Genomic DNA, 25,159 nt, shown 5'->3' with positions numbered 1-25,159 from the left:
AATATTTGCTACCGATTGACGACCAAGGAATGAGCACAGCCTAACGGATAGCCACTCGCTTCGATATCTCATTAGGCAAAGCTACAGCCCCTGAGTTACAGCCCGCTGCTGTTAACTAACTTGGTGTCACTAACAACTCCCAGGACGCTCCACCGAGAAATGGATTTTCGTTTCTTATCTTAGGGGCGCAGATCGAGACATGGGAAGCGGGAATTGATAAAAATCTGGTCAAGATCAATCAATTAGTGAGTAACTACGAGTCTGGCTGTTTGGTTACCAGAGGATGCAGACATTTCCCTCCCCCCTGCCAAAGGGAGATTAAAATAGATAAAGGAGCCTGTTCTGGTTCCCTTCTGGGGCGTTGTTTCCCAAATCGATGCAGCCTGAATGGAACTAACTGAGTGCGCGGTGATCTGATCACCACCATCCCCTTTAAGTCTGCATCATGGGCAAGTCGCTTCACCCCATCACCAACTGGCCTACATACAACAAGTCTTTGATTAACCGTGGTTCACTCACCTTCTGGGTTGATGCCGAGGCTATGAGCAACTGGTTTCACCACGGCCATCATGGGCGGCGGGGCACAGCCAGCTTTACACTGACCAGACCATCTGCACCTTCCTGATGCTCAAGGGGATTTTCAACCTCACTCTGCGGGCCACTCAGGGACTACTCGACTCCCTGTTCGAGTTGATGAATGTACCGTTGTGCGCACCGGACTATAGCTGTGTCAGCAAGCGAGCCCGCTCGGTGACGGTGGCTTATCGAGAGCCCCCAAAGGGACGTATTACCTACTTGGTTATCGACTCAACTGGCCTCAAGGTATTTGGTGAAGGCAAGTTGAAGGACAGAAAACACGGCGGCGAGATTCGCTCAAGTGGCATCTGGCGGTAGATCCGGTGGCCTAGGATACGGTGGCAGGAGAGGTCTCGCTGGAAAACGTTCATGATGCCGAGTGGCTGTCGGCTCTGCTCAATCCACTGCGGCACGAGCTGCGGAATGTTCATGCGGCTCGTGCCTATGGCAGCAAAGCCAGCCATCAGCTAATCTCGCGCAAAAGGGCGACAGCCTGTATCCCAGCTCGGGGTTATGAAAAAAGGGACATCCAAGAAATGACGCTGTTCTGGTGATGCGCAAGGAAGGGCTGGCACGCTGGAAGAAGATATCGCGGTATCACCGCCGTTTGCTGGCGGAGACAGCGATTTATCGGTTCAAACAGTTGCTGGCGGGGAAAATCAGTCTGCGTAACTACAACGGCCAAGTGGGAGAAGTCATGACGTTGTAAGCGCCATAAACAAATTGAATACCCTTGGCCTGCCTGTCAGTAAGGCCCGAGTGTAACGGTCACCTGGGGCTGGGGCAGTTGTGGCTTGATGGTTGATTTGGGAAACTACGCCACTATCCAGACTTTGATGCATTGAAGGCCCATGTGCGGGCCTTTATCACTGCTTACAACTTCGCGAAGCATCTAAAAGCCCTGAGATAAAGGGCTCCTATTGGGGTCATCTTTGATGCCTTGATTAAAACACCGGATCGATTCAAACTTCAACCGCACCACCTTACTCCGGGACCATACAGCTAGATTCAGGCTTCGAATTACCCCATATAACAACCAAATTTAGGGGATTACTTTTCACGAACATTATATGATTTTTTTCAGCAAAAACTCCACCAACAACTGTCGGCTCAATAAATATAATTTTCCGACTAGTTGCACCAGGTCCATATGGTTGCATACGGAAATGTCCTTTACGCCAATGAGCTCGTTTAGGATTGTGTCCATCGCTATGTTTATTATTAACATCGCTAGTATACACGATATTATCTTGCGGTTTAATTACAAGTCTATTGTATGTACGCCTAAGTTTATTACTATATTTTTTAATTTCCCGGGTTTTTTTATAGAATTGATCTTTTTTTCTAATTCCTCTCGCTCATTGAATGCGGTATCTCGATACTGCTTACAGTTGGTAAATAGTAAAACTTTTGCCATGTGTTCTAAAATTGTGGATAAATAATTTACATCATTACAAAAATCATCATCCGAACCAAAGCGCTCAATAATTAAACCGAGTTCATCTTTGATTGTTAGTTTATCATCAAAAACGTAAAAAGCCTGAACTCTCAGAGCATCATCAGCATTATTCCTTTTACCTACAGGTGAACCGGTAAACATAATATCGATAATCCTGAATGACTCATTCTTATTAAACGATTTTGAAAATAAGTTTAAGAAATGCTCACTCTTTTCATAGCTTGCCATTTGTAGCGAGCCAGGAAATATTTCAACTTCAGATAGGTATACACCTTCCAGAATGTGCTCGCCAGATTCTTCATTATAAACTCTCAGAGATGAGAGCCTATCCTCAGTGAATTCTATATAGCAGCATTTAAACGGAGGGCGTACATAAGATATAGGAATTTCATTACCTATATCTGTTTTTTCTAAAAGAAAGTCTATTTCATTTGATGTTGTCAATATATTTCCATTGAGCTTTCTAAATTTGTAAGGAACTAACATTGTAGTAACTGCCATGTCAGCATTATGCTCAGTAAGTCCTTGTGATACATAATACTCAAAAATATTAGGTGCTGCATTTTTAAGTATCGATGTCAAATACCCCATGCTACTAGACTCAAGGTCTAGATAAGAAAATATAAAATCAAAGAATTCATCCTGCTTTTCGATCTCTAATTCCATCAATTCTGTGCAGCATAAGCGTACTGGATGAGGTAATTTGTATGTCATGTCCATAATGATTCCACAAAGGATAATTTTAAAAAATACAAGAATGAAAATTGCTTAAAGTTCTCTAGTTGGAATTATTTTAATGGTTGTTAGTGTTCATAGCTGTGACTTATAAATCCAAAAACTCATATTCAATAATCTGATTCTACCTATATCATTGAACTTGGTAATTTCGATATTCACTCGCATAGTAACTCCATACTGCTAGTGTGGTCATTGGGCTGCTCAGGATGCGCTCACAGTAAACCGAGAGATTGCCATCTGTCAAGGCGCAAATAAAGGTTATTAGATTGATTTTTAAGGAGTTTTTTATTGAAAAAATAATTGTACAAATTTCGCGCCTGGTTGTTTTTTGCTCTTTTTTGGTGTTAGTTGCACGATATTTGACCGATAACATGCCCATAAACAGAATGGCTGTGGTTGGGATGGTAAATATCGTTAATGCGGTAGTCATTACATGTGGATAATATGCTCGAAGAGCAATATAAATAAAAACATTCTTGCCACTCGATTTAATGGATATGAAGTTTAAACAGAACATAAAACAGACGAATTCCTGCATATAGCATGACATCAATGCTTGAATGACATGTTCTAGTTGTCTTCAATGTGATACATATTTTATTTTGAAAACAAAGGCTCAATTGTTTATTTCAGAATCATAATGCACTTAAAATGAAATGTCTAAAATAAGCACTAGTTGCTCTTGTGCATGAAAGGGGGATATGTAAGGGGGGTAATTCTGGATGCAATCTATTTATAGATAGAGGTTCATTGCACTCTTGCATCCAGGTGGTAGATATTGTGTGTTTAGGCTGACACATCAGTGAGTAAATCTGTGGCGATATACTCATACGTTTTATCCGGCCTCCTCTCCCGCCGAACCCAAGCATTTGCGACGCATTTTCTGATATAGTTTTTTGCCTGCCGTTCCTGTATGGAAAATTCCGCACAAAAGGAGTTCACTAACTCGGATGCTGATACTGAGGTATGCCCACTCAGAGCTTTTTTCAGGGAAGTTAATAATGTATTTTTATCACTATCATTCGCGCTGACGAATATCAGATGTTCTGTTCTGTTTAATAAAATTTCATCAGGAGTTTCAACCGCTCTCGAACTAAATCTGAGACTGAATCTAGCCCCCTGCCCATCCCGCAATGCTAGTGACATAACCCCATCAGCCTCACCATGAATGGATGATGCCCCCCTGATACCAGCAGCGCCAGCATTATAGTTCTCAGCTCCTGGTGAAGATTTTCTGGCATGATGCACAACAATGTGGGCTGCGGGTCGACTTATTTTTCTGATGGACCGCATCACCTGGCCCATCATGCTATTATCATTTTCCGCCGCCGTATGCATCCTGGCTAGTACATCCCAAATAATCAGGTCAGGCTGGATCTCATTCACGATGGAGATCATTTTTTTCGCCTCTACAGGATCCAATACATCCGTTGTCTGGAAATCACCACACCGGAAAAAATTCCGCTCAATTGTTTGGTCAGTCACATTATTATGTGCTGTCATGGTTAAAAAGCGTTTCCAAAACAACCGATCTTTTAGCTCAAAATCCATATACAACACTCGTGCTGGAGTTTGATTCTGCCAGTTGAGGAACTGTCCTCCACTGGCGATGGCCAATGCGAGCTGCGTTGCGAGCAGCGATTTGCCTGATTTTGGGGCACCATTGATGATCCACTGATCACCCTGCTCAATCAGTTCGTCCAACAACCAAATCGGTTTTTGCTCACTGGCAATCCGACCCTCACTAACCCCCCAAGCTAGCATTTTATTCTCGAGCATACAGACTCTCCCCCCCAAAAAAGGTTATTATTATTTGTTGTTTTTATATATCAATGGTAGATATTCATTATTGCTTTTTATAAAAACAAAAATTGCAAACAATCTATTATTGATGATGTTCAGAAAATATAAAAAACAAACGTCATTCAGAACATTTTACAAAGAAAGATCTGAATCCATTTCATGACGTGCAGTCCTCTGGCCAGTGTGCTCGTGCTGAGATGTTAATGCATACGCTCCAGGCCTCATCCTGAAACTTGCAATTTTTTTGGCTGCTAATATAGGGTTATCCATTATGATTCTAAGACCTCGAGTAGCAATCTCACCGACCTCTGCGTACTCTCTACGGAGCCGCTCAAGATCTGAACCTGCTCCTGCAACTGTTCGAGCGAAACGCTCATCTGATGAATGGAGTTCTCGGCAGAGACGTTGCTGTCGCTGGTATGCGTGTTCAAATGCTGCAACATGGTCAGCAAGACCTGATGGTCGTTCATTATCTGCTGCTGTGTGACATGCTGCGATTGAACCTGCTCCCTGAGTGTTGCTATCGAGCTCGTCTGCTCGGTGTTGATAAAACTGAGCAACTCTAATAATTGTTTCTCTAAATTCATGATTAACTCCTAGTAATGCTAAAATAGCGCTCAAAATTTTCATCAGCAGTTGAATTAATGCCTTTTCGGTGTCTACTGTTAGGGTTCCTTCAGGGTTAATTGGGGTCAGTGTGTAACCTGCATATAGCTGCATCTGCTGTTGCCAAAAAAGCGCATTTGTTGGCTGTTTGCGATGTCTCTGGGTTATCACTGCGGCCATACCTGTCGGTCGTCTCGCAGGCCTCGGAGAGGGCATTGGGTGCAGCGTCTCAGTGACGTTATAGCGGCTCTGATTGAAGGCCCGACGTTTGGCTATCCGCTCCTCAATCTGCTGCCAGAGTGCATCCAACGACGGTTGTGGAGGCGTTGTTATCGTCAACGTCGGTCTCACCGCATCAATACTGGTAAACGCACGGCTAAATAAAGGTCCTTTCAGCCGAAAAGCCTTGATCTTTCCCTCTGGCACAATCCGGATGTAACCCTTCTTAGCCTCGACTTCGCTAATACCATACATTTGTCGAGTCTGAGGTTGCTCCAGCCAATCAATCACAGCTTGTCGGTTACATAACTGACCCTGAGTTACCCGTAACTGCACCGCATCAGATAACGCTGCAATCAAGTCCGCATTTTTACTGTACCGTGGTATTGTTCCTGTCAGCCTCTGGCGTTGCGGATCATCTGGACGTGCGAGGTTATGTTTCAGGTTGAGGTAATCGCGGATCGCATTAAAATCTCCTTCCGCACCTGGTGGGTGAGGGTTGAAATATTTTCCAGTGCGAAGATTAATCCGTGGGATTAAGAAATGATTCTCCAGATTTTGTTCATGCGTATGTTGTACCCACAAGATCATCCTGTCCTCTATGGGTAATCCAGCAAAAACCAGCTCCTCCATCAATGCACGAAATTCCTGAGCAATATCAGGATTGGAGCTCAGCGCCTGGTTGTCCTCAATTGCATGTGCAATGACACCGCTGGTGTATTTATATTTATGTGGCGATATCTCGATTGCATAAGCGATGTCTCGTGGATTTCCAGCCAACAGCTCAGGTGGTGGAGTCCGTTGTACACCATGGATCAGTCTCAGTTGTTGGTTCAACCGATGAACCAATGGAGCGTCATTTTTATCACGAGCAACCCTAATCGCATCAGCGATTGTACTACGCTTATTTTTTTGTTGCGGAGTCAGAGCGCTGTAGATACCCAGTAGGTAATCTATTGGGGCGCTGGATTTAGTCTGGCGATGCCCATTGGTTGCAAAAAATCTAATCACCGCCATAGCTCATGCTCCTCATACTCACTCTCGATTAATGCTGGATTTACCTCCACTGCATCCTCGTCATCCTCACCTGAGTGTGACCATGTAGTGTCTGGGGTCGCAGTATCGGGTTTGCCATGGCGTATAACCCGAGATGGCTGTGTTAATTGTGGTGATAACATCTCGTTAATTTTATCAACCTGCTCTTTATGTTGTTTTTCTAGTTCCCTGAGTTCGCATAAAATAAAAAGTAGATTTACATCGCCCTTATGGGAGTTACACCATTTTACCAGCTGATTGAAATTGTTATAAAACCCGGTCTGTTGCGCAATGAGATTATTTATTGTGTCGCGTAATGTTTCTGCTGGAGAAATGACGATTTTCAATTTTGTGAGAGATTGAGATGCTAACCTCGATACAGTGACTTTTGCATTTTTAGCCTTTTTCTCCCAACGACGTTTTTCCTCATATGTGCAGCGTAGCTCGATTCGATGATCCCGGATCTCTGTAAAACTCGGCAACATTTGTCGAACGATGTCTGTATCCATATTTACATCTCTAGCTATACCGTTAATAGTGACAGCAACATCGTCATTGATGCACCTGATAACGGCCCTTTCAATGAGCAGCATGAGATCAGGATCTCTTGTCAGCTCCTCACGTAAAGTGTTATTTTTTCTATTCCTTAATTTTTTATTTTCTTTTCCCACGTATTGTCTCCTGGCTGCTAAACAGCTCTAATTTATATATTGATTTAGCGGGTCTGGGCGGCAGCCCAGGTAGGTCCAGGGCGACAGCCATGGCAAGGCTCCGTACACCGTACATTGCGGAACGCAATTTGTACGGTGTAGGAGTGACCTTGCTCTTTTTATTAAAAGCAATAAACTGCCTGATTAGATAGTAGCGTCAACGATAGTTTTTAGCTGCAACGATACCGTACACACTTAGATCATATTAACCCGATAACTCTCTTTAATTTATGCGATCGTAATTCACTTCTTTTTAAGGAGCATTTCGATTAATGGTATTATCGATTGCATCTCTGGCATGGTCATCAACTCATTCCAATTTCTGTACAATGTGGCAGATGGCGCAGCAGACTGCTCTACCGTATCTACAGCATTCGAATGTAAGCACCGTTGCAAAACCGCTCCTGCCTATGCTCCAAAATCGACTGCATCCTCGACTAACCATTGGCCATAACAGCGCTGAATCATTTCAGTACCAGCATGCCCCATCTGCCGTGCAATCCATGGTACATTTATTCCGGCAGACAATAGTTGACTGGCAAATGTATGACGGAATTGCGATGGCCCGCGATAATCAACGCCAAGAGAGATACAGTACGGTTTAAAGAATTTTTCTCTGTATTCATCGACTGAGGCGTAAGGACGCCGCTTTGCACAAAAATAGGCTAACAATGTCCGAGATTCGATTAATTTAGTTCGATTATCATTCTGCGTGACTTTTATATTTTTTGCCTTTCTATTCTTGGCTTGTTCTAGCAGCAGAGTTAGCGGTTCTATTGCCTGCGCTGTCAATTCTATTGTTCGTCTAGACCCCTCATTTTTAGGGGTTTTATACACACCATTTACCAAAGCCAGATTATGGTCAGCATCTTTTTTTCGAGGTCAACCACTTCAGCACTTAAGGCGAGCAGTTCACTAATTCGTAAACCAGTTGCTATCCCTACCTGTATCAATGCAGTTTCAATTTGATAGTTTTCCTGCTTATTCTGTTGTAGCAATAGTGCAATCTCAGACTGCAAGAATGGTTTCGGCTTCTTTCTGATAAATTTACATTTCTTTATGTTTTCCATCGGATTAGATGGAATTAAACCGTCGAGTTTCGCCCTAACAAATACACTGCGCAGAATTTCCAGGTAGTGATTAACTGTACAGCCATTATATTTCTTTAAAAGTTTTACGACCATCATCTCTATGTCTGTAGAGCTAAAGTCGATCAACTTTTTCTTACCGAACCAAGTTACAAGCTGCTTGCTCTTGCGGCGATATGGTCCAATGGTCGATTCAGCATAGCGGGCTTCTTTAAATTTCAGATTTTCATTTATTGCCAGTCCAAGAGTCTTATTTAAATCTTTGGCCTGTGAGTTTTTATCATTGTTCATCGGCTCTAATCCAGTTGATTTGCGCATAGGTTATGAGCATTAAAAAAATAAGTCAACAGATTTTTGATGCACAAACGAAATTGCAAGTCAAGAAAATTATTTGGTTTTTTAAATAATATCGTTCCACCACAACATCTGAGCCAAACAGGACACGATTTCTGGTTGAATTTCCCTGTTGTAGAGCGCGACTGATCCCACCTATCAGATAAGTGAGCATTGAGTTTGGGGCTTATACGTCTATGAGCACTACAGCAAAAGCTCACCAGACGGTACTGGATTGACACTTATACTAAGTCTCTGGGAATCAACTCTATCTTTTCTTTCAAAAGAGAGACGCTTACCCGTTTACCATAGCGGCCAAAAGTGATCCCTGTTTTACTATGTCCCGCCAACTCAGCCACAATATGCTCAGCAACGTCCGCCTGCTGTAACTCATCGATGAAGCTATGCCGCAGCCCGTAAAGCGTGGGACGGCCCTGACCTACGATGCCAGCATCATTGAGGTGGCGTTGGAAGCGACAGGTGATGTTATGCGCCCAGTCGTCGTCTTTGCCTGATGGTTTGTCGTCGAACAAAAATACCTGCCCCTGACCGCGACGACTCTCCACATAGTCCAGGAATTGATGTCCGATCAACGCACTATGTAGCGGCACGGTACGGTACGCATTGGCACTCTTGAGCTGCTGATCCACCTCTCCCGCATCAACCATCAGACACCAAATCCCCTCGACCTGTTTGACGTTCAGAGTTTTGAGCTGACAGGCCTCAGAGGGACGCAGCCCTGCGTACAGGCACAAGAGCGGTACCCACCAGTCCTGGATTTTCAACTTTCTGCCTTTCTGGGATTGTTTGCTGCGCAGGCTGGCAAACAGTTGGGCCAGTTGAGGGCGATGCCAGCGCACTCGCTCTTCATCCGCCCGTTTGTTCGGTCTTTTACCAGCCGTCAGCCCATCGAAAGGGTTACGACTGCAATAGTCCAGTGCCACGCACCAACGGAAGAACTGTTTCAGGGCTGCCAGATAATCGGTCTTAGTTTTGAAACTGATGTCGCTCTTGCGCAGCAAGATGTTGCGGTACTCCTGCGCCAAGGTTGGGGTCACCTGATCGGCTTTGACCCCTTTGGCCCAAGTGACGAAGGCGTTGATCCGAAGTTGGAGCTGGCCCACGGATTTATGTTGGATCCCCTCACTCGATTTGGCGTCGAGAAACTGTGTCAACGCCTGGGTAAGGGCAATCCCCTTGGCGGGGCAAGTCGAGGACTCGATGGGGGAAGCAATGGATTGGGAGGGCGTAAGAGATGCAGCAAATCCCGCAGCTTTGAAAGCGTCTAGATCGGCGCGGATCCAGCGATAGAAACTGCGGGGTGTAGTATCGGCAGGGGTAGCCGCGATTAGTGCACGAGTACGAGCTGCCACTGCTAGGTTGCGGTCTACGGCGAGCTGCCTATCTTTGGTGCAAAGGGAAGTACGGATAGCGAAGGGCAAGCCACGGTCACGTAGTGACTTAGGCAGCGGGAGACGAGTGTAGTAGGTGCCGGAGGCATTTTTACTCAGATACATGATTGTTCCACCCAGTTGATCCAGGAAAAAAATCACGTAAGTCTAGAAATGAAAAAAACCCGTTGAAATTCAACGGGTTATATTTGGCGGTGAGGGAGGGATTCGAACCCTCGATACGTTGCCGTATACACACTTTCCAGGCGTGCTCCTTCAGCCACTCGGACACCTCACCAAATTTTTTCTCACTGCTTTATGTGCTTGAGCTGCACATTCGCTGGCGGACCATGCCGCGGCGACGGGGCGTAATGTAAGGGATACGATGGCTTTTGGTCAATGAATTTTTTTACTTTTTGCGTTCGTTTGCTCAATATCCGAACCAAGTGACTAAAAATATGCCATTTCGTATCCCTTTCAATCAATTTACTGCCGCTTCGTGCAAATGTTCACCTTTGAGCGCCTCTTCCAGCGAGCCGTAAAATTCCAGCTTGCCGGGCTGCGGCCGCACCTTGGCACGGGCCAGGGTCTTGAGCGGTTGGAACTGCAACTCGGCCACCCGCAACTCGACACCGGCTTTAGCCATCTGCTTGCCAAAGTGGAGGAAGGCAGACAGGCCGCCCGCATCGAGGATGGAAACCGCCTCCATCTGCAACACCAGCACCTTGTGCCCTTTCACTTGTGATTCCAGCTCGGCAAAGACCCGTTCGGCCGCTGCGAAGAAGAGCGGGCCGTTGATCTTGTAGAGCAGGCCATTGTTCGGCACCTCATGGGCATAGCGCTTGTGCTCGGCCAAATCGTGCAGTTTGGTCATCTTGGCGATTTCGCGCATAAAGAGCAGGGACGCCAGGATCACCCCGAAAGTGATGGCGATGACCATGTCGAAAATGACGGTGAGCGACAGGCAGACCAGCAGCACCAGCACATCGGATTTGGGCGCGCGACGGATCAGCTCCACCACCTTGTGCGCTTCACTCATGTTCCAGGCCACGATGAGCAGCAAGGCAGCCATGGCCGAGAGCGGCAACCAGGAAAGCCAGGGGGCCAGCACCAGAATGGCGGCCAGCACCACCAGCGCATGGACGATCCCCGAGACGGGGGACGTAGCGCCTGCACGCACGTTGGCGGCAGAGCGAGCGATGGCGGCGGTAGCGGTAATGCCGCCAAAGAACGGGGCGAAGATGTTGCCAAGCCCCTGCCCCACCAGCTCGGCGTTGGAGCTGTGTTTGCGACCGGTCATGCCATCGAGCACCACGGCGCAGAGCAGCGACTCGATCGCCCCCAGCATCGCCATGGAGAAGGCGGCAGGCAGCAGCCGCTCAACAGCCGCTAAGTTCCATTCAACCGGCAAGCCATCCGGTCCGGGCAAGGCCCAGGGCATCACCAGTGTCGGCGCGATGGGCGGGATCCCCATCCCCTGGCTGCCATCGGCCAGGGTATAGCTGAACTTGCTGCCGATGGTGGCCACATCCACCCCAAAGTAATGGAGGCCAAAACCCAGGCCCACCCCGACCAGTACCGCGGGCAGGTGGCCCGGCACCGGCAGACGCAGGCGTGGCCAGAGCAGCAGCACGGCCAGCGTTGCGACCCCCACCAGGGTATCGCCCCACTGCCAACTTGGCAGGGCGGCGGTCAGCGCCTCGACCTTGCCCAGATAGGTTTCCGGCATCTCGGGCACGCTCAGGCCAAAGAAGTCCTTGATCTGCAAGGTGGCGATCACGATGGCGATACCACCGGTAAAGCCCAGCGTCACTGACGGGGGAATGTACTCGATAAGGCGGCCAAGACGGGCCATCCCCATCGCCACCAGAAAAAGGCCTGAGATGAGCGTCGCCATCAACAGACCGCCAACCCCGAACTGCTGGGCGACCGGGTAGAGGATCACTACAAAGGCAGCGGTTGGGCCGGAGATGGAGTAACGGGAGCCACCGGTCACGGCGATCACGATACCGGCGATGATGGCGGTATAGAGACCGTGTTGTGGCGGTACACCGCTGGCGATGGCCAGCGCCATGGCGAGCGGGATGGCGATGATGCCCACCGTCACACCGGCGATAAGATCACGGCCGAAGCGGGCCATGCTGTAGGGTTCATCAATACAGGACTGGCGTAAGGCTATGGCGAGCTTCACGCTATTTAAAGAGGCTTGCTTGTGCATGTATATCGTAATACCAGAAGAGGGAGATAAAGGCCGGAGAGATCCGGCGCCCGATCATCATCAAGGGCCGGCAGGGCTGTCGACGCGGCGATGGTATCCTGCGTAACCTTACTCCAGACGGGCCATTTTTTCGATGGGCAGGATCAATGAAACGCGCGCTCACCCGTTATTTGGCCTATTTGCTACCAAATCGCCGATGTTGATGATTGCGCTGCCCCATTTAGCTGCAAAGTTCACCACTTGAGTCTTATTGGCTTGCCAGCACGTTCGCAATATCATGCTGGCATCATCAGGTTGATACGAACCTAACCAATGCTCCCTGCATCAGTTGGCCAAGGCGATGGCAAGGGACTGATTGTGCTGAAAATAAACCGCAAAGCGCAACTTTTGGGCAAACAGTCCGAAAATCCGGTTTTCGGGAAATTCGCGGGTTGACACCCGCCGCCCTGGTCATTAATATTCGCCCCGTCTTGACGAGACAGGCAATTCCTCCTTAGTTCAGTCGGTAGAACGGCGGACTGTTAATCCGTATGTCACTGGTTCAAGTCCAGTAGGAGGAGCCACTTTTTCCCTCGTAGTTCAGTCGGTAGAACGGCGGACTGTTAATCCGTATGTCACAGGTTCAAATCCTGTCGAGGGAGCCAAATTCTAAAGCCCAGCCTTTTGGCTGGGCTTTTTCGTATCTGCCTCAGAAGAGTCTAGAGAAGCCTAGATTACTCATCCCCACACTGGGGGCTGTCACGTCCACAAACAGGTCAATACCACGCCACAACCGAGCATGCTCACGGAGTGCTTGCTGATAGGCCCAAGTGGCGATTGCGGTAGAACGCTCGGCGTCGATGCTCACCAGAGGGGACAGCTCGTCAGTGAGGTACGCCCCATGGGTCAGGATATTCTGCTCGTACCAGGCATCCCTGTGCTCGGGAGCGGCAAGAAAATCCCGTTTGCTCCGGTTACAGTTGGCGTGTGCCAGTACGAAGTTGTGGCCCAAATCGATTGGATAACGACGCCAGGGGATGAAATGGTCTACCTCACCACTCCCGTGTATCGCCTTGTTACAGTAAAAACAGGTTCCCCCCTGCAAGTCCCTCAAAACCTCCCCCACCCGTCCCAGCGCCTGACGGCTTGAACCAAATAGAAAATTCTCCAGCCCTACACTTGGGCCAATCAGTGGCTGATTCCCCTTGATGTCGCAGATAAGCTGCAACCAATGCTGTCGGGAGAGGGAGACCACCAGATCGTAAAAGCGGTGGAGACAGTAGAGAATTCCGGGGTTCAGGCAGATATGATCCGCGCCCCTTTGATGAGGATAGAGGTGGCACTCCTCTCGCCCACCCAGGATCTGCAGACGCCACAAGGGCCCCTCAACAAGGATGCGCCGAACTCGGGCAAGAAGAGGCCGCCAGGCGTCGTACCGACGCAGTGCAGTTACCGAGCGGACCCCCTCTGCACGCAGCCGGGACAACTCCGTCAGCATGATGGCCTGACGACCGCTGCTCTGTTTGAGCAAGGTAGCCGTTTCTCCCGTCGCCGAGTAGGGCAGACTGTGCTGCCAATAAAGCTCCACAAACTTGGTGGCCAGTTCGTCCAGCGTAATAGTGCGCGCCGCGGTCAGATCATGGGTCTCGGTACTGCGCTCAATCGCGATATCTGCAATCCCGTGGAGCAAGGCGCACTTGTAAGTGGCCACAAAATCGCCTTCGGTAAAGATGCGTTGCAGATAGGCAATAAAAGCGAGTTGTTGCTCAGGGGAGGCGTGCATGTTCACCCCCAAGGATCAGACTCTGCCAACTCAAGCCGCTACGCGCCAAGGCATCCTCCTGTGGTTCTGACACATGGAGCAGTGTCATCCCCTCCTCCAATGCAAGCCGCTCCACCTCATCGACAGCTACCGGATACATGGCTCGCTCCCGCATCTCCTGCTCCGAGATAACCAGACGAAGACTCAGTACCAGATAACCATCTGGTGAGAGCAGCTCATGAAGACGTGCCAGCGCCAAGGGACGAGACTCCGGGGGTAGATGCATCCAGACAGCACTGAGCAAAATCAGATCAAAAGTACCGGTCACGCGAGAGAGAGCCGGCATAGCGTCATTGACCCAATCCACTGCAACATCCCGGGTACGGCACTGTCCCAGCGAAGCGAGTGCCTGACTGGGTTCGACAGCGACCACACTGTGGCCCTGATGGAGCCCGGCCAAAAACGCGGCATCCCGACCACTGCCAGCCCCTACATCGAGCAACCGGCGCGGCGCCGCCACGAGCCAAGGCTCCAGCAGAGTGAGCCAGTCGCAATGAACAGTGCGCGAAGATACCTGTTGGTAACGGGCCGCCAATTCGGTGGCGTGGCGCTGGTAGTAGTCGAGGGACACAATGCGTTCCAATCGGAAAATAAAGGGAAATAGTCTCACAAGATCAGTGGGTTGACTATGACAAGGACGACACTTTACAGACATGAACGATTAAGGGGGCAGAGGCATTTACAAAAACGGGATGCCAGCCAAAAGAAGCGCGGCCAGAGGGCTCTGAATGATGCCACCGCTCAACATTTCGGGTAATATTCGTCCAACTCACTGATCTGTTGGCACTTATTATCGCCATGATAGGTCAACGCCAGATGGAGATGGCTATTGATGAACCCAGCTGATGTCGTGGCCCTGTTTGGGGATGACAAGATTCTTTCTTTTGACCTTGAGCTGACCAGGGATGAAAAGCTGCGCCATCTGGGTGCACTCCTGGCTGATCGTGAGCTCAATCTCAAAGGCCCGCAGGATCTTTCCATCAAGGCGTTAAATGCTCTGGCACAGGGGGCTGAGGTAATCCTTGGCCATAATATTCTCGATTTTGATCTCCCCTGGTTGGCCAAACAGGCTGTACGTCCCCAGTTGCTTCTCGAAAAGCCGGTAATAGATACCCTCTATCTATCTCCCCTTGCCTTTCCCAAAAACCCCTATCACCGCTTGGTCAAGGATTACAAACTGGTTCGGGATACCCTCAATGATCCGGTCGCGGATGCAAGGCTCGCATTGCAGATCTTCTCGGAACAGTTGATAGCCCTGCAAGCCTTACCCCTGTCCCAATTGCAGCTTTATCAATATCTGTTCGACCAGGGAGTCATGGCGCAATTTAACACTCAGGGTCTGTCACTGGTGTTTGCCAGACTGACAGGCCGCCCGCCAGTGCGGGTCTCGGAGCTACCCACTCTCATCAAGAGCATTGCCCATGAGAAAGCGTGCCCCAATCAGCTCAACCGGGTGATTGGTGATGCCCTGCGTCAACCCATGCTGTTGTTACCATTGGCTTATGCCTGCGCCTGGTTGCCCGTGTCCGGCGGGAACTCCGTGTTGCCCCCCTGGATTTGGCGCCGCTTCCCCCAGACCGCAGAAATCATTCACACAATTCGTGAACGTCACTGCGGTCATGCTGACTGCAGCTATTGTCAGGAGAACCACGATGCACGCCGCCATCTGCAGCGAATCTTCGAGCTCGACAACTTTCGCAACCTGCCTGATGGGACACCATTGCAGAAGACCTTGATCGAGGAAGCCATGGCTGGCGTCGCATTGCTCGGCATACTCCCAACCAGCGGCGGTAAGTCGCTCTGCTACCAGCTCCCGGCACTGGTGCGTAACCAGCGAAGCGGTGCTCTCACGGTCGTGATATCCCCCCTGCAGGCACTGATGAAGGATCAGGTGGACAACCTTAAGCACAAGGCCGGTATTGAAGGGGTTGCCGCTATCTCGGGGCTGCTGACGCTACCAGAGCGAGGCGCGATTCTTGAACAGATCCGTATGGGGGATATCGCCTTGCTCTATATCTCCCCCGAGCAGTTGCGCAACCGCACAGTCAAACAAGCAATACGACAACGTCAGATCGGTGGCTGGGTATTTGACGAAGCGCACTGCCTGTCGAAATGGGGGCATGATTTTCGCCCTGACTATCTCTACTGTGCCAAGGCCATCGCCACCATTGCCAAGGAACAGCAGGTCCCCATGCCTCCTGTCTTCTGCTATACCGCGACCGCCAAACCGGATGTGATTGAGGATATTTGCGCCCAGTTTCTCGACAAACAGCCCAGACCTCTTCTCAGACTGGAAGGCGGGGTTGAACGTACCAACCTCGAATATGCCGTCGTTGAGTGTCCCGGTCTCAATAAACAGGGCCATATCCTTAACCTGCTCGAGCAGTTCTTCGGTGAGGAAAAGCCCGGTTCCTGCGTTATCTACTGCGCAACCAAGCGCAGCGTGGACGAGCTGGCCGATTTCCTCGGTCAGCAACAATCCCTCCCGATCTCGCGCTTTTACGCCCGAATGGACAGTGCCCAGAAAAAAGCGACTCTCGAACAATTTATCAATGGCGAGATCCGGGTCATCTGCGCGACCAACGCCTTCGGGATGGGGATCGACAAGGATGATGTGCGTTTGGTGATCCATGCCGATATCCCCGGCTCCCTCGAAAACTATCTACAGGAAGCGGGACGAGCGGGACGCGATACAGCACAAGCCCACTGCGTACTGCTGTTTGATGAACAGGATATCGAGAAACAGTTCCAGCTCGAGGCAATGAGTGAAGTCAGCCTGCGCGATATCAAGCAGATTCTGCGCGGAATACGGCTCAGGGCCAGCAAAGGCGGCAAGCAGGAGAACAACCCGCCACTGGTCGCAACCAGTGCAGAGCTCATCAACCTGCCTGAGGTGGAAACCAGCTTTGCTGCCGATGACACCAATGCGGATACCAAGGTCAAGACAGCGATCGCCTGGCTCGAGCGCGCTGGCTATCTGGAGCGCAGCGACAACATCACTCAGGTTTTTCAGGGGCGCCCTCTGTTTGCTTCCACAGAAGAGGCAATGAAAAGGGTAGACAGTCTAAAACTCGCTCCCAAGGCCAAAGCCATATGGCAAGCGGTTATCCAGGCGCTGATGAGTGCTGCCGATGATGATGGTCTCAGTGCCGATGCCATTGCCGAAGAGGCAGGCCAATACATGGCCGATCACGGAAGTGGAGTTCAGGCCAGTGAAGTGATGCGGGTACTCACCCAGATGGCGGATGTCGGTCTGCTCTCTCAGGGGATGTTACTGACTACCTGGCTTCGCCCCAAAGGAAGAGACAATGCCCGGGTGCTCTGCGGGCAAGTACACAGCATTGAAAAGGCGATGCTGGACATCTTGCGTGAAAAAGAACCCGAACCTGATACAGGGCAAGGGCTGATCTTTAACATTCGACTGGTCAATCAGGCCATCAAAGATCTGGGGCATGAGCGGTGTAACCCTGGCTTGCTGCGCAATTTGCTGACCAGCTGGGCCCAGGATGGTCGCTCGGGGGGCGAGAAAGGCTCCATTGATGTCAAATATCTCTCTCGGGATCTTTACCAACTCACCTTCAACCGAACCTGGTCCCAGATTGAGCAGACAATTGATCAACGCCATCGCGTCACAGGCGCCACCCTCGATTTTCTTTACACCCTGTTGGCAAGCAGCGAAGAGAGTGTCCAGCGCCAGGTAATGCTGTCATTTGCCCTGGAACAACTGGTCAAATACCTGCGAGAAGACATGGATGTGGCTCAGCTCATGAACAAGCGGGAGGCAAGCAGCCACCAGGAGTGGTTGCTCAAAGGCGCAGAGCGGGCACTGCTCTACCTGCATGAGCAACACGCCATCGTGCTGCAAAATGGTCTTGCCGTGTTCCGAAGCGCCATGACCCTCACGCTGACGGCTGAGCGGCAGCAACAATACAACAAGGCAGACTATCAGCCGCTTGAGCATCACTATCGCCAGAAGGTGATTCAGATCCATGTGATGAATGAATACGCCCGCATCAGCCTGGAGCACTTCAAGAAAGCCAAAAAGCTGGTGACAGACTACTTCTCCATGGAAGCTGACAAGTTCCTCAGTCACTACTTCAAAGGGCGCAACAAAATCCTGGAGCTGGCGACCAGCGAACACTCCTGGAAGCGCATTGTCGAAGATCTTCACAACCGTGCCCAGGAGCAGATCGTTCAGGCACCGCCCGAGCAAAACTTGCTGGTACTGGCAGGCCCGGGTTCAGGCAAGAGCAAGGTGATTATTCACCGCTGCGCCTATCTGATGCGGGTCAAGCAGATCTCCCCATCGCGGATCATGTTGCTCTGTTACAACCATAATGCGGCGATGTCCCTGCGCCGACGCCTGACCGAGTTGCTGGGGCGTGACGGAGCACGGGTCTCGGTATTCACCTTTCACGGTCTCGCAATGAGTCTGACGGGCAATGCGGTGCAAAATCGGACATCAGACGATATCGACTTTACCACCATCATTGATGACGCAATCAAGCTGCTCCGGGGAGAGCAGAACCAGCTTGGTCTCGAATTGGAAGAGCAGCGGGAAAAGCTGCTCGGTGGACTGCAATTTCTGCTCGTCGACGAGTATCAGGACATTGATGAACAACAGTACCAGCTTATCGCTGCACTGGTTGGAAAAAGCGAAGAGGATGAAGAAGCGCGCCTGCACCTGATGGCGGTGGGTGATGACGACCAGTCTATCTACGCCTTCCGCGACGCGAACGTCAGCTTTATTCGCCGCTTTGAGCAAGACTACAACGCCCAGACTCACTTCCTGACCTGGAACTATCGTTCCACCGCCCACATCATCGAGACCTCCAACCGCCTGATTGAGCACAATCAGGATCGCATGAAGCGTACACATCCCATCGAGATCGACGACAGGCGCAAGATGGAAGTGGCTGGGGGGCACTGGGAGGGGATGGAGACAGCACAGGGTCTCGTCATCATCCAGCAGTGCCAGGATGCAGCCCAACAGGCAGCCGAGGTCGTGAGACATATCGCGCTTATCCGTGAGAAGACTCCCACTTGCCCGCTGGAATCTATCGCCGTGCTGGCCCGTAATGGGCTGGAGAAGGAGGAACTGGCATGGGTACGCTCGGCACTGGCAGATGCTGATATTCCCTGTCGTTTTACTCTGGATAAAGAGAACGGTTTTCCTGTGCATCGCTGCCGTGAAATCTTGCGCTATCAGAATTGGCTACAACAGCAAGGTCATGCCCTGCTGACAGCGGAGCAACTTGCAGCCCCTCTCCCTCCACTCTCACTGGCCAACCGTTGGGAGGAGCTACTGCACGATCTGATTGCTCAATGGCAAGCCAGCCAGGGAGAGCACGCTCTTTCTGCCCACCACTTCCTGATGTTCCTCTACGAATATCTGAGCGAACAGAGACGCCAGATCCGCTTTGGCAAAGGAGTGCTGCTAAGCACGGTGCATGGGGTAAAGGGAGAGGAGTATCGCCATGTACTACTTCTCGATGGCGGTTGGCAACGCTCTGCCGAACTATCGTCCGGCAACCAGGAAGAGGAGCGGCGCCTCTTCTATGTGGGGATGACTCGCGCCATCGACAGACTGGTTCTCATGGCTCGCCACGATCAACGTAATCCCCATATTCCACTGATCGCCTCCCACTGCTACGTGCAGAGACCTAACGCAACCCGACCGGACAGACAACGTCGTTTCGCCATGATGGGTATGTCGCAACTGGTGCTGGGCTATGCCGGACGCAGTAGCGAGACTCATCGTATCCACCGCCTGCTCAGTCAGATAAAGGTTGGCGATGCCGTGCGTATCGCTCCCGATAAAAACAACAAGCTTCATGTGTATCACCAGAATCACGAAATAGCTCGCCTCTCCCTGTTCGGCGAAGAGACCTGGAAATTCGACATGAATAGCATCCGTGAAGCCCGAGTGATTGCTCTGGTGGAACGACGTAAAGAACAGGAGAAAGAAGAGTATCAACCCAAGATGCGCAGCGAACGTTGGGAGATCCCCATAATCGAGCTGGAGTTATGAACCAAACTGGTAGCCCCCCATGCTACCGGGATAGACCTTCACGACTTGCAGCACCAGCTGTGCCGGTACTGCAATAGGTGATAGTGAAAGCCTGGTGACTTGACGACACGTCGCCGCCAATAGCCTCAATTCAGGTCATAATGTAGTGGTCAACTAAATCCAGACTCTTGGTTAGGCCGAACCTCGGCTTTTGCTGGCGGTATCCCGTTATTGTATTGATGTGGACGCCGCCAGTTGTAGTAATCCATCAAGTAATAACTGATATCTCGTTTCGCTTCTCGCAAGCTCATATATCCCATAGCCGGGAGCCACTCTGACTTCAGGCTTCTGAACAACCGTTCCATCGGGGCGTTATCCCAGCAGTTTCCACGCCGACTCATACTCTGGGTCATGCGATAGCGCCACAGTCGTTGCCGAAATGCCCTGCTGCCATATCGGCTGCCCTGGTCGGAGTGAAACAGCACACCGGATGGGCAACCCCGCTGCTGATAGGCCATCTCCAGTGCTTTGATTGCCAATTCTGCATCAGGTTTATCAGACATCGCCCAGCCCACGACCCGCCGGGTGTGCAGGTCAAGCACCGCTGCCAGGTAATGCCAGCGTCCACCTGCCCAGACGTAGGTGATATCGCCACACCACACCTGATTGGGTTGCTGGACATCAAATTCGCGGGCCAGCAGATTGGGGATATCCGGTCGCTCAGACTGGGCGACCTGATAACGATGAGCGCCCGGCTGTTTGGATACCAGCCCGGCTTCCTTCATCAGGTTACGTACTTTGAATCGACCAATCTGATACCCCAACTCCCGCATCATCGACATCAAGGCGCGGCTGCCTGCAGAGCTCCTGCTCTCTTTGAACAACCGGCGCAACTCACTGCGTTGCTGTATCCGCTCACGGTTAATCGCCCGTCTGCGGGCCAGATAGTCGCAAAAGCAGGATGTTGGAACATCGAAAGCGCAGCAGACCAAGGTGATGGGGGCTTGCTCCCTTAATCGGTCTATCAGCGCGTACGTGTGAACTCGTACGCCATCAAGAGAGCAGTAGCTTTTTTAGAATGACCTTTTCACGTTCGAGTCGGTTGATACGGGCTTCCAGCTCCTGGATTTTCTGCTGCTCAGGAGTTAGCGCTTTGCTGATTGGGGTTGTGCCACTGCGTTCGGATTGAAGCTGCTGAACCCAGCGACGAAGCACAGTTTCACCGACATCCAGTGAACGGCTTGCTTCGGGAACAGAATACCCCTGGTCGAGCACCAGGGATGCGGCTTCGAGTTTGAATTCGGCAGTAAATGAGCGACGTAATCTTGTCATTGAACACCTCAGGTCATGGTGGCGACTGTACCACCTAAAATGGTGTCCGGGATGATTAGACCACTACATTGCTTATTGGCGGGTGACCCGGATCTGCAGGGTCTGGCGCTCGCTCTGGCTACCTCGCCCGCCCTGTAGCTGGGTGCCGAGGCTACTCCCCTGATCCGCTGAGCTGGTCGAAAGCTCTCCCACCGTCAGCCACTGGCCCGGGGCCCCGCTCACCTCAGTGGCACTCTGCCCACGATTGATGGTGCCCTGATCCAGCCTCGCCTGTTCGCTGCTCAGCGCAATCTGCACCCGATCGCCAATCAAGGTGGCCGTGGCATAGAGGCCGTTCACCAGCGGCATCATCCCCACCACGGCGCCCCCGTTCCATTGGTAGAAAGTCACCGGCTGATAGGAGCCCATCTGCAGCAGCACGGGACGGCCCGACAGCCCGCGCACCTGCCAGCTGTCGTTCTGGCTGCGCTGGTACTGCTGGGCGTTGCCATCGACCAGCCACTGCCGCTTGGCCTCGTCGCGACTGATTGAGCCCCCCAGTTGCTGACCGCTGGCGGCACCATCGACCCGCCACTCGATAAGCAGGCTTTGCGGTGGCTGGTTGATCTGCGCCAGCGTGGCTTCGGCCTCCTGCAGCTGGGCTGGCGTCCCGCTCAGCACCAGCTGATTCCCCATGGCGCTGACCCCAAGCTGGGGATAGATCTCCTTGAGGGTCTGCACCGCCGCCTGCGCCTCGAAGACCGGGATCACTTTCACCTCGGCCCACAGCGATGGGCTCCAGAGTCCCATCATGCAGCCAAGCCACAGCAGCGCCCTGCGGCCAACCTTGCCCATCCGAACCATTACGCTCTCCTCGTTCTCTGTGCTCTTCTCTCTGCTTAAGGCGTAGACCCATGCCCGCAGCAAACAGCTCAGCCCTATTCCGCTCACTCGTCGATGATGAACCCGGCGGTTGCCAAAAAACAATCGGGAATGCAGCAACTCCGTGGTTTCTCAAGGTATGAGGCTCTCATTCCACGCCCGTTATCGCGTAAGATAGCGCCATCATAGTTGCCCAAGCGGAATCCATCATGTTGAAACAGCTGTTGTTACTCCCCCTCGCCCTGCTGCTGGGGGCCTGCTCCCTGACCCAGTACAATGTCAGCGAGGCCGAAATCAACCAGTACCTCAAAGATCAGGTCTCTTTTGAAAAACAGCTGGGGATCCCCGGTATCATGTCGAGCAAGATCCGTCTGGACGAGATGCAGAGCCGTATCGGCCGCAAACAAGCGGATCGCATCGAGCTGGATGCCGCTGGCGACCTGCAGGTGAGCAGCCCCCTTGGCAGCCAGCAGATGAAGATCCGCTTTGCTTTGAGCGCCCGTCCGGACTATGTGGCCGATCAGGGCGCCATCTATCTGCGCGACCTTGAGCTGGTCTCGGTCAAAACCGAGCCGGCCGATATCGGGGCCGCCCTCACCCCACTGCTGCCCACCTTCAATCAGTCGCTCTCCCTGTTCCTGTCGCAGACCCCGGTCTACCGCCTCGACAGCAGCCGCAAGAACGAAGCCAGGATCAAGGACAAGGTTGAAGCCCTCAAGGTAGAGCCGGGCCGTCTGGTCATCCCGTTCAAGCTGCTCTGATCACCGCCGCACTGGCACTTTCATCGCAATAAACAGATAACCGCCCTCTTCGACAACGCACATCCGGTTTAACGTGCAGCCGAATGGGGCGGTTTTTTACTTCTCAAGTCCCCTCCAACACAGCATAATGCAGACCATTCTCATTTAGATTCGTCATGAGAAGCGTCAATAATAAAACCAACCAATGGTGAGAAGGGACATGAGAAAAACCGTACTGGTTCAGGCGATCGCCTGCGCACTGATCAGCGGCGCCGCACACGCTGCCGTCAAGGTCGAAGACAAGACATTCAATACCGCCGCCAACATGCTGGCCTATACCGAATTCGAGCTCTCTGGCGAGCCGCTAGCCGAAGCACTGGGGCTGGATCTGGATGTGCTGGATGCCAACCGTGCCGATGAACCAACTCCGTTCGACTTCGCTGCCGGCATCGAATCCTACGAATACTCCGAAGAGGCGATGTACGCCCTCAACTACCAATCCGGCATGGGCCCACATCTGGTGAACGGGCCGCAAAACCTGGCCCGTGGTGGCACCATGGCCTCTCTGGGGCAACGGGTGCTGGCCATGGCCGATGCGGTCGGCTTCCCGGCCGATGAAGTGCCGCAAGGCATGTATCCCCTCTCCCTGCCCTACGCCTCCGCCAATCCAGAGTTTGCCCAGGCCGTCAACGCCACTCCGGTCAATGGCGATCAGATCACCATCAAGACCGCCAAAGGGACCGAGAAAACCGTCAAGACCCAGGTGCCCGCCTACTTCCGCGACTACAGCACCCTGCGCTGGAGCGGCAGCGACAACCTGCTGGTGCCCGCAGCGGTGGGCGGCATCCTGCTCAAAGAGGTGATGTGGTCCCAGGACTTCCTCGGCGGCATGCACGTAGCCGAAACCGATGAAGAGGTAGAAGCCGCCTCCGCCACCATGGATCAGGATGGCAAGCACAAGCTGGGCGTCTCTGCCGCCGATGGCTTCAATGGCATGATGCTGACCGAGCAGTCCATCGACAAGCTGGCCATCATGCAGAACCAGCTTGGCTTCGATGGCAAGCAACTGGGCGCCAGGATCACCCCGCAGTACGATCCGGCCAAGGGCGTTGTCTACTTCCCCCATCAGGTGAAAGTGACCGAAACCAGCAACAACGATGCCGGGGCCATCGGCAAGCTGGAGGTGGTGGATGGCTCCGCCCAGCTGCGCGATGCCTGGATGATGCTGTGGCCGCTCTCCGAGTTCTATGCTTTCAGCGATCAGCGCAGCGCCAACACCAACCAGAACCCAGCCTTCCACGCCGTGTTTGACGGCGCACCGTTTGCCGCCGCACCGGCTGCCAACAAGGCCAATGACCTGGGCAAAGCCGTTGCGGGCAGCGATGCCTTCTCGCTGGCGATCAATCTCTCAAACCTCACCTTCAAGAACCTGGCGGCCCTGCACTTTGATGCCAAGGCTGGCACCCTGGTCGACAGCTGGCAGGCAGGCAAACAGGGCAAGCACGTCACCACCTTTGACGCCGCTTACGCACTGGTCGCCCTGCAGATCTTCCAGCGCGCTCAGGACGCGCTGCCGGTCGGTTACGCCGCCGGTGACAATGGCGAGCTGAACCTCAAGACCAAGCAGGGTCAAGAGGCGCTCGACTTGATCCGCAAGCAGGCCGATTTCATCCTTGCCAACCTCAAGGGCAAAAATGGTCTGGTGCATGACGGCATAACCCTGGGTGGCAAGCTCGATGCCGGCTACTCCATCGATGCGCAGTTCGCCGCTATCCGCGGTCTGACGGCCGCCTTCCTCGCTACCTCCGATGCCAAGTACCGCACCGCCGCCCGCGAGCTGTTTGTCGCTGCCGACAAGGCCTACTTCAATGCCAAGGCGGGCACCTGGCTGGCGGGTAAACAGGGTGAATACACTCCCTGGACCCAGGCGGCCATCTCTGGCGCCCTGCGCTCTGCCATGCTGAACCTGCGCAACGAAGGTGCCGAGAAGGCGCCCGAGCTGGAGCTGGCCAAACTGACCGGTCAGTACGTCAGCTGGTTCCGTGGCACCGTCAATGGTGGCATGCAGATGGCCGAGTGGATCGGCGACTCCGGCGAGAACATCATCGAAGGTGCCGGCAGCGATACCGACGAAGATGGCGTACCGCAAGTGACCGCCGCCGGTGGCAAGCACGGCACCGCCATGGTGATGGCCGCCAAAGCGGTGGTTAGCGAATAATCTTCGCCATTTACCAGCATG

The 25,159-nt window shown here is 52.1% G+C and carries 15 protein-coding genes, 3 tRNA genes and 2 pseudogenes; 7 read left to right on the top strand and 13 right to left on the bottom strand.

The genetic code is table 11. The features are described from left to right. The first annotated feature begins 445 nt into the window (after window positions 1–445). Together G5221_RS10790 and G5221_RS10785 are read left to right on the top strand one after the other, a co-directional pair. A pseudogene (locus G5221_RS10790) lies at window positions 446–1,341 on the top strand (IS5 family transposase). Between the two features lie 55 nt (window positions 1,342–1,396). After that, a pseudogene (locus tag G5221_RS10785) lies at window positions 1,397–1,582 on the top strand (IS481 family transposase); the annotation flags it as partial. Between the two features lie 255 nt (window positions 1,583–1,837). Here G5221_RS10785 and G5221_RS10780 read toward each other — a convergent pair. The 9 genes from G5221_RS10780 to dauA form a co-directional block, all read right to left on the bottom strand. Continuing rightward, the gene (locus G5221_RS10780; RefSeq protein ID WP_421263224.1) at window positions 1,838–2,701 is read right to left on the bottom strand and encodes a hypothetical protein; all 864 of its coding nucleotides are present in this window, start codon (window positions 2,699–2,701) and stop codon (window positions 1,838–1,840) included. Window positions 2,702–3,559: 858 nt separating this feature from the next. Then, window positions 3,560–4,552, bottom strand: coding sequence for an AAA family ATPase (locus tag G5221_RS10775; RefSeq protein ID WP_157160602.1), 993 nt, complete (start codon window positions 4,550–4,552; stop codon window positions 3,560–3,562). A 156-nt stretch (window positions 4,553–4,708) separates the two neighbouring features. Next, window positions 4,709–6,418, bottom strand: a complete 1,710-nt coding sequence (locus G5221_RS10770) for a hypothetical protein (protein ID WP_421263223.1) — start codon at window positions 6,416–6,418, stop codon at window positions 4,709–4,711. Further along, the gene (locus G5221_RS10765) at window positions 6,409–7,107 is read right to left on the bottom strand and encodes a plasmid mobilization protein (protein WP_421263222.1); all 699 of its coding nucleotides are present in this window, start codon (window positions 7,105–7,107) and stop codon (window positions 6,409–6,411) included. Before G5221_RS10765 ends, G5221_RS10770 begins: the two co-directional genes overlap by 10 nt. A 447-nt stretch (window positions 7,108–7,554) precedes the next feature. Further along, the gene (locus tag G5221_RS10760; protein ID WP_421263221.1) at window positions 7,555–7,983 is read right to left on the bottom strand and encodes a tyrosine-type recombinase/integrase; all 429 of its coding nucleotides are present in this window, start codon (window positions 7,981–7,983) and stop codon (window positions 7,555–7,557) included. Window positions 7,984–7,988: 5 nt separating this feature from the next. Next, window positions 7,989–8,552 carry a tyrosine-type recombinase/integrase gene (locus G5221_RS10755; protein WP_421263220.1) on the bottom strand — a complete coding sequence of 188 codons (564 nt, stop codon included), beginning with the start codon at window positions 8,550–8,552 and terminating at the stop codon, window positions 7,989–7,991. Between the two features lie 257 nt (window positions 8,553–8,809). Beyond that, a complete protein-coding gene (locus G5221_RS10750) occupies window positions 8,810–10,084 on the bottom strand; it encodes a site-specific integrase (RefSeq protein WP_232489846.1) in 1,275 nt (424 codons plus the stop codon). A gap of 84 nt (window positions 10,085–10,168) precedes the next feature. Beyond that, window positions 10,169–10,256: transfer RNA gene (locus G5221_RS10745), tRNA-Ser, on the bottom strand. A gap of 183 nt (window positions 10,257–10,439) precedes the next feature. Continuing rightward, entirely contained in the window at window positions 10,440–12,176 is a 1,737-nt protein-coding gene (dauA, locus tag G5221_RS10740) for a C4-dicarboxylic acid transporter DauA (RefSeq protein WP_158112243.1), read from the bottom strand. 487 nt (window positions 12,177–12,663) lie between these two features. Here dauA and G5221_RS10735 point away from each other — a divergent pair. Beyond that, window positions 12,664–12,739 (top strand) — tRNA-Asn (locus G5221_RS10735). 5 nt (window positions 12,740–12,744) lie between these two features. Then, a tRNA-Asn gene (locus G5221_RS10730) sits at window positions 12,745–12,820 on the top strand. A 44-nt stretch (window positions 12,821–12,864) separates the two neighbouring features. Here the strand turns inward: G5221_RS10730 and G5221_RS10725 are convergent. Next, window positions 12,865–13,938 (bottom strand): HNH endonuclease, encoded by a 1,074-nt coding sequence (locus tag G5221_RS10725; RefSeq protein ID WP_421263219.1) that lies wholly within the window; start codon window positions 13,936–13,938, stop codon window positions 12,865–12,867. Then, window positions 13,922–14,548: a class I SAM-dependent methyltransferase gene (locus G5221_RS10720; RefSeq protein ID WP_416034159.1), complete on the bottom strand. Its 627-nt coding sequence runs from the start codon at window positions 14,546–14,548 to the stop codon at window positions 13,922–13,924. Before G5221_RS10720 ends, G5221_RS10725 begins: the two co-directional genes overlap by 17 nt. 261 nt (window positions 14,549–14,809) lie before the next feature. On the opposite strand from G5221_RS10720, the gene G5221_RS10715 reads away from it, so the two are divergent. Beyond that, a complete protein-coding gene (locus tag G5221_RS10715; RefSeq protein WP_421263218.1) occupies window positions 14,810–20,008 on the top strand; it encodes a RecQ family ATP-dependent DNA helicase in 5,199 nt (1,732 codons plus the stop codon). Window positions 20,009–20,157: 149 nt separating this feature from the next. Here the strand turns inward: G5221_RS10715 and G5221_RS10710 are convergent. Continuing rightward, window positions 20,158–21,319, bottom strand: a protein-coding gene (locus tag G5221_RS10710; RefSeq protein ID WP_421263217.1) for an IS3 family transposase whose coding sequence is annotated in 2 segments (ribosomal slippage) — window positions 20,158–21,055 and window positions 21,054–21,319 — 1,164 coding nt in all. Because the reading frame shifts where the segments join, the coding sequence is not laid out codon by codon here. Between the two features lie 72 nt (window positions 21,320–21,391). Further along, window positions 21,392–22,111: a hypothetical protein gene (locus G5221_RS10705; protein ID WP_374808349.1), complete on the bottom strand. Its 720-nt coding sequence runs from the start codon at window positions 22,109–22,111 to the stop codon at window positions 21,392–21,394. A gap of 278 nt (window positions 22,112–22,389) precedes the next feature. On the opposite strand from G5221_RS10705, the gene G5221_RS10700 reads away from it, so the two are divergent. Together G5221_RS10700 and G5221_RS10695 are read left to right on the top strand one after the other, a co-directional pair. Continuing rightward, window positions 22,390–22,941, top strand: a complete 552-nt coding sequence (locus G5221_RS10700) for a lipoprotein (protein WP_098969277.1) — start codon at window positions 22,390–22,392, stop codon at window positions 22,939–22,941. Window positions 22,942–23,140: 199 nt separating this feature from the next. Beyond that, the gene (locus G5221_RS10695) at window positions 23,141–25,138 is read left to right on the top strand and encodes a hypothetical protein (protein ID WP_421258177.1); all 1,998 of its coding nucleotides are present in this window, start codon (window positions 23,141–23,143) and stop codon (window positions 25,136–25,138) included. The last annotated feature ends 21 nt before the right edge of the window (window positions 25,139–25,159 follow it).

Origin of the sequence: Aeromonas sp. 602200 (genome assembly GCF_049173895.1) — a bacterium.
Taxonomy (GTDB): domain Bacteria; phylum Pseudomonadota; class Gammaproteobacteria; order Enterobacterales; family Aeromonadaceae; genus Aeromonas; species Aeromonas veronii_A.
The sequence above is the reverse complement of the archived record's forward strand: the minus strand, read 5'-3'. Positions and strand labels throughout refer to the sequence as shown.

Excerpts from the sequence above, each read along its gene's own strand:
- G5221_RS10780 (WP_421263224.1), bottom strand. The coding sequence starts at position 2,701 with ATGGAATTAGAGATCGAAAAGCAGGATGAATTCTTTGATTTTATATTT.
- G5221_RS10775 (WP_157160602.1), bottom strand. The coding sequence starts at position 4,552 with ATGCTCGAGAATAAAATGCTAGCTTGGGGGGTTAGTGAGGGTCGGATT.
- G5221_RS10770 (WP_421263223.1), bottom strand. The coding sequence starts at position 6,418 with ATGGCGGTGATTAGATTTTTTGCAACCAATGGGCATCGCCAGACTAAA.
- G5221_RS10755 (WP_421263220.1), bottom strand. The coding sequence starts at position 8,552 with ATGCGCAAATCAACTGGATTAGAGCCGATGAACAATGATAAAAACTCA.
- G5221_RS10750 (WP_232489846.1), bottom strand. The coding sequence starts at position 10,084 with ATGTATCTGAGTAAAAATGCCTCCGGCACCTACTACACTCGTCTCCCG.
- dauA (WP_158112243.1), bottom strand. The coding sequence starts at position 12,176 with ATGCACAAGCAAGCCTCTTTAAATAGCGTGAAGCTCGCCATAGCCTTA.
- G5221_RS10725 (WP_421263219.1), bottom strand. The coding sequence starts at position 13,938 with ATGCACGCCTCCCCTGAGCAACAACTCGCTTTTATTGCCTATCTGCAA.
- G5221_RS10715 (WP_421263218.1), top strand. The coding sequence starts at position 14,810 with ATGAACCCAGCTGATGTCGTGGCCCTGTTTGGGGATGACAAGATTCTT.
- G5221_RS10705 (WP_374808349.1), bottom strand. The coding sequence starts at position 22,111 with ATGATGGGACTCTGGAGCCCATCGCTGTGGGCCGAGGTGAAAGTGATC.
- G5221_RS10700 (WP_098969277.1), top strand. The coding sequence starts at position 22,390 with ATGTTGAAACAGCTGTTGTTACTCCCCCTCGCCCTGCTGCTGGGGGCC.
- G5221_RS10695 (WP_421258177.1), top strand. The coding sequence starts at position 23,141 with ATGAGAAAAACCGTACTGGTTCAGGCGATCGCCTGCGCACTGATCAGC.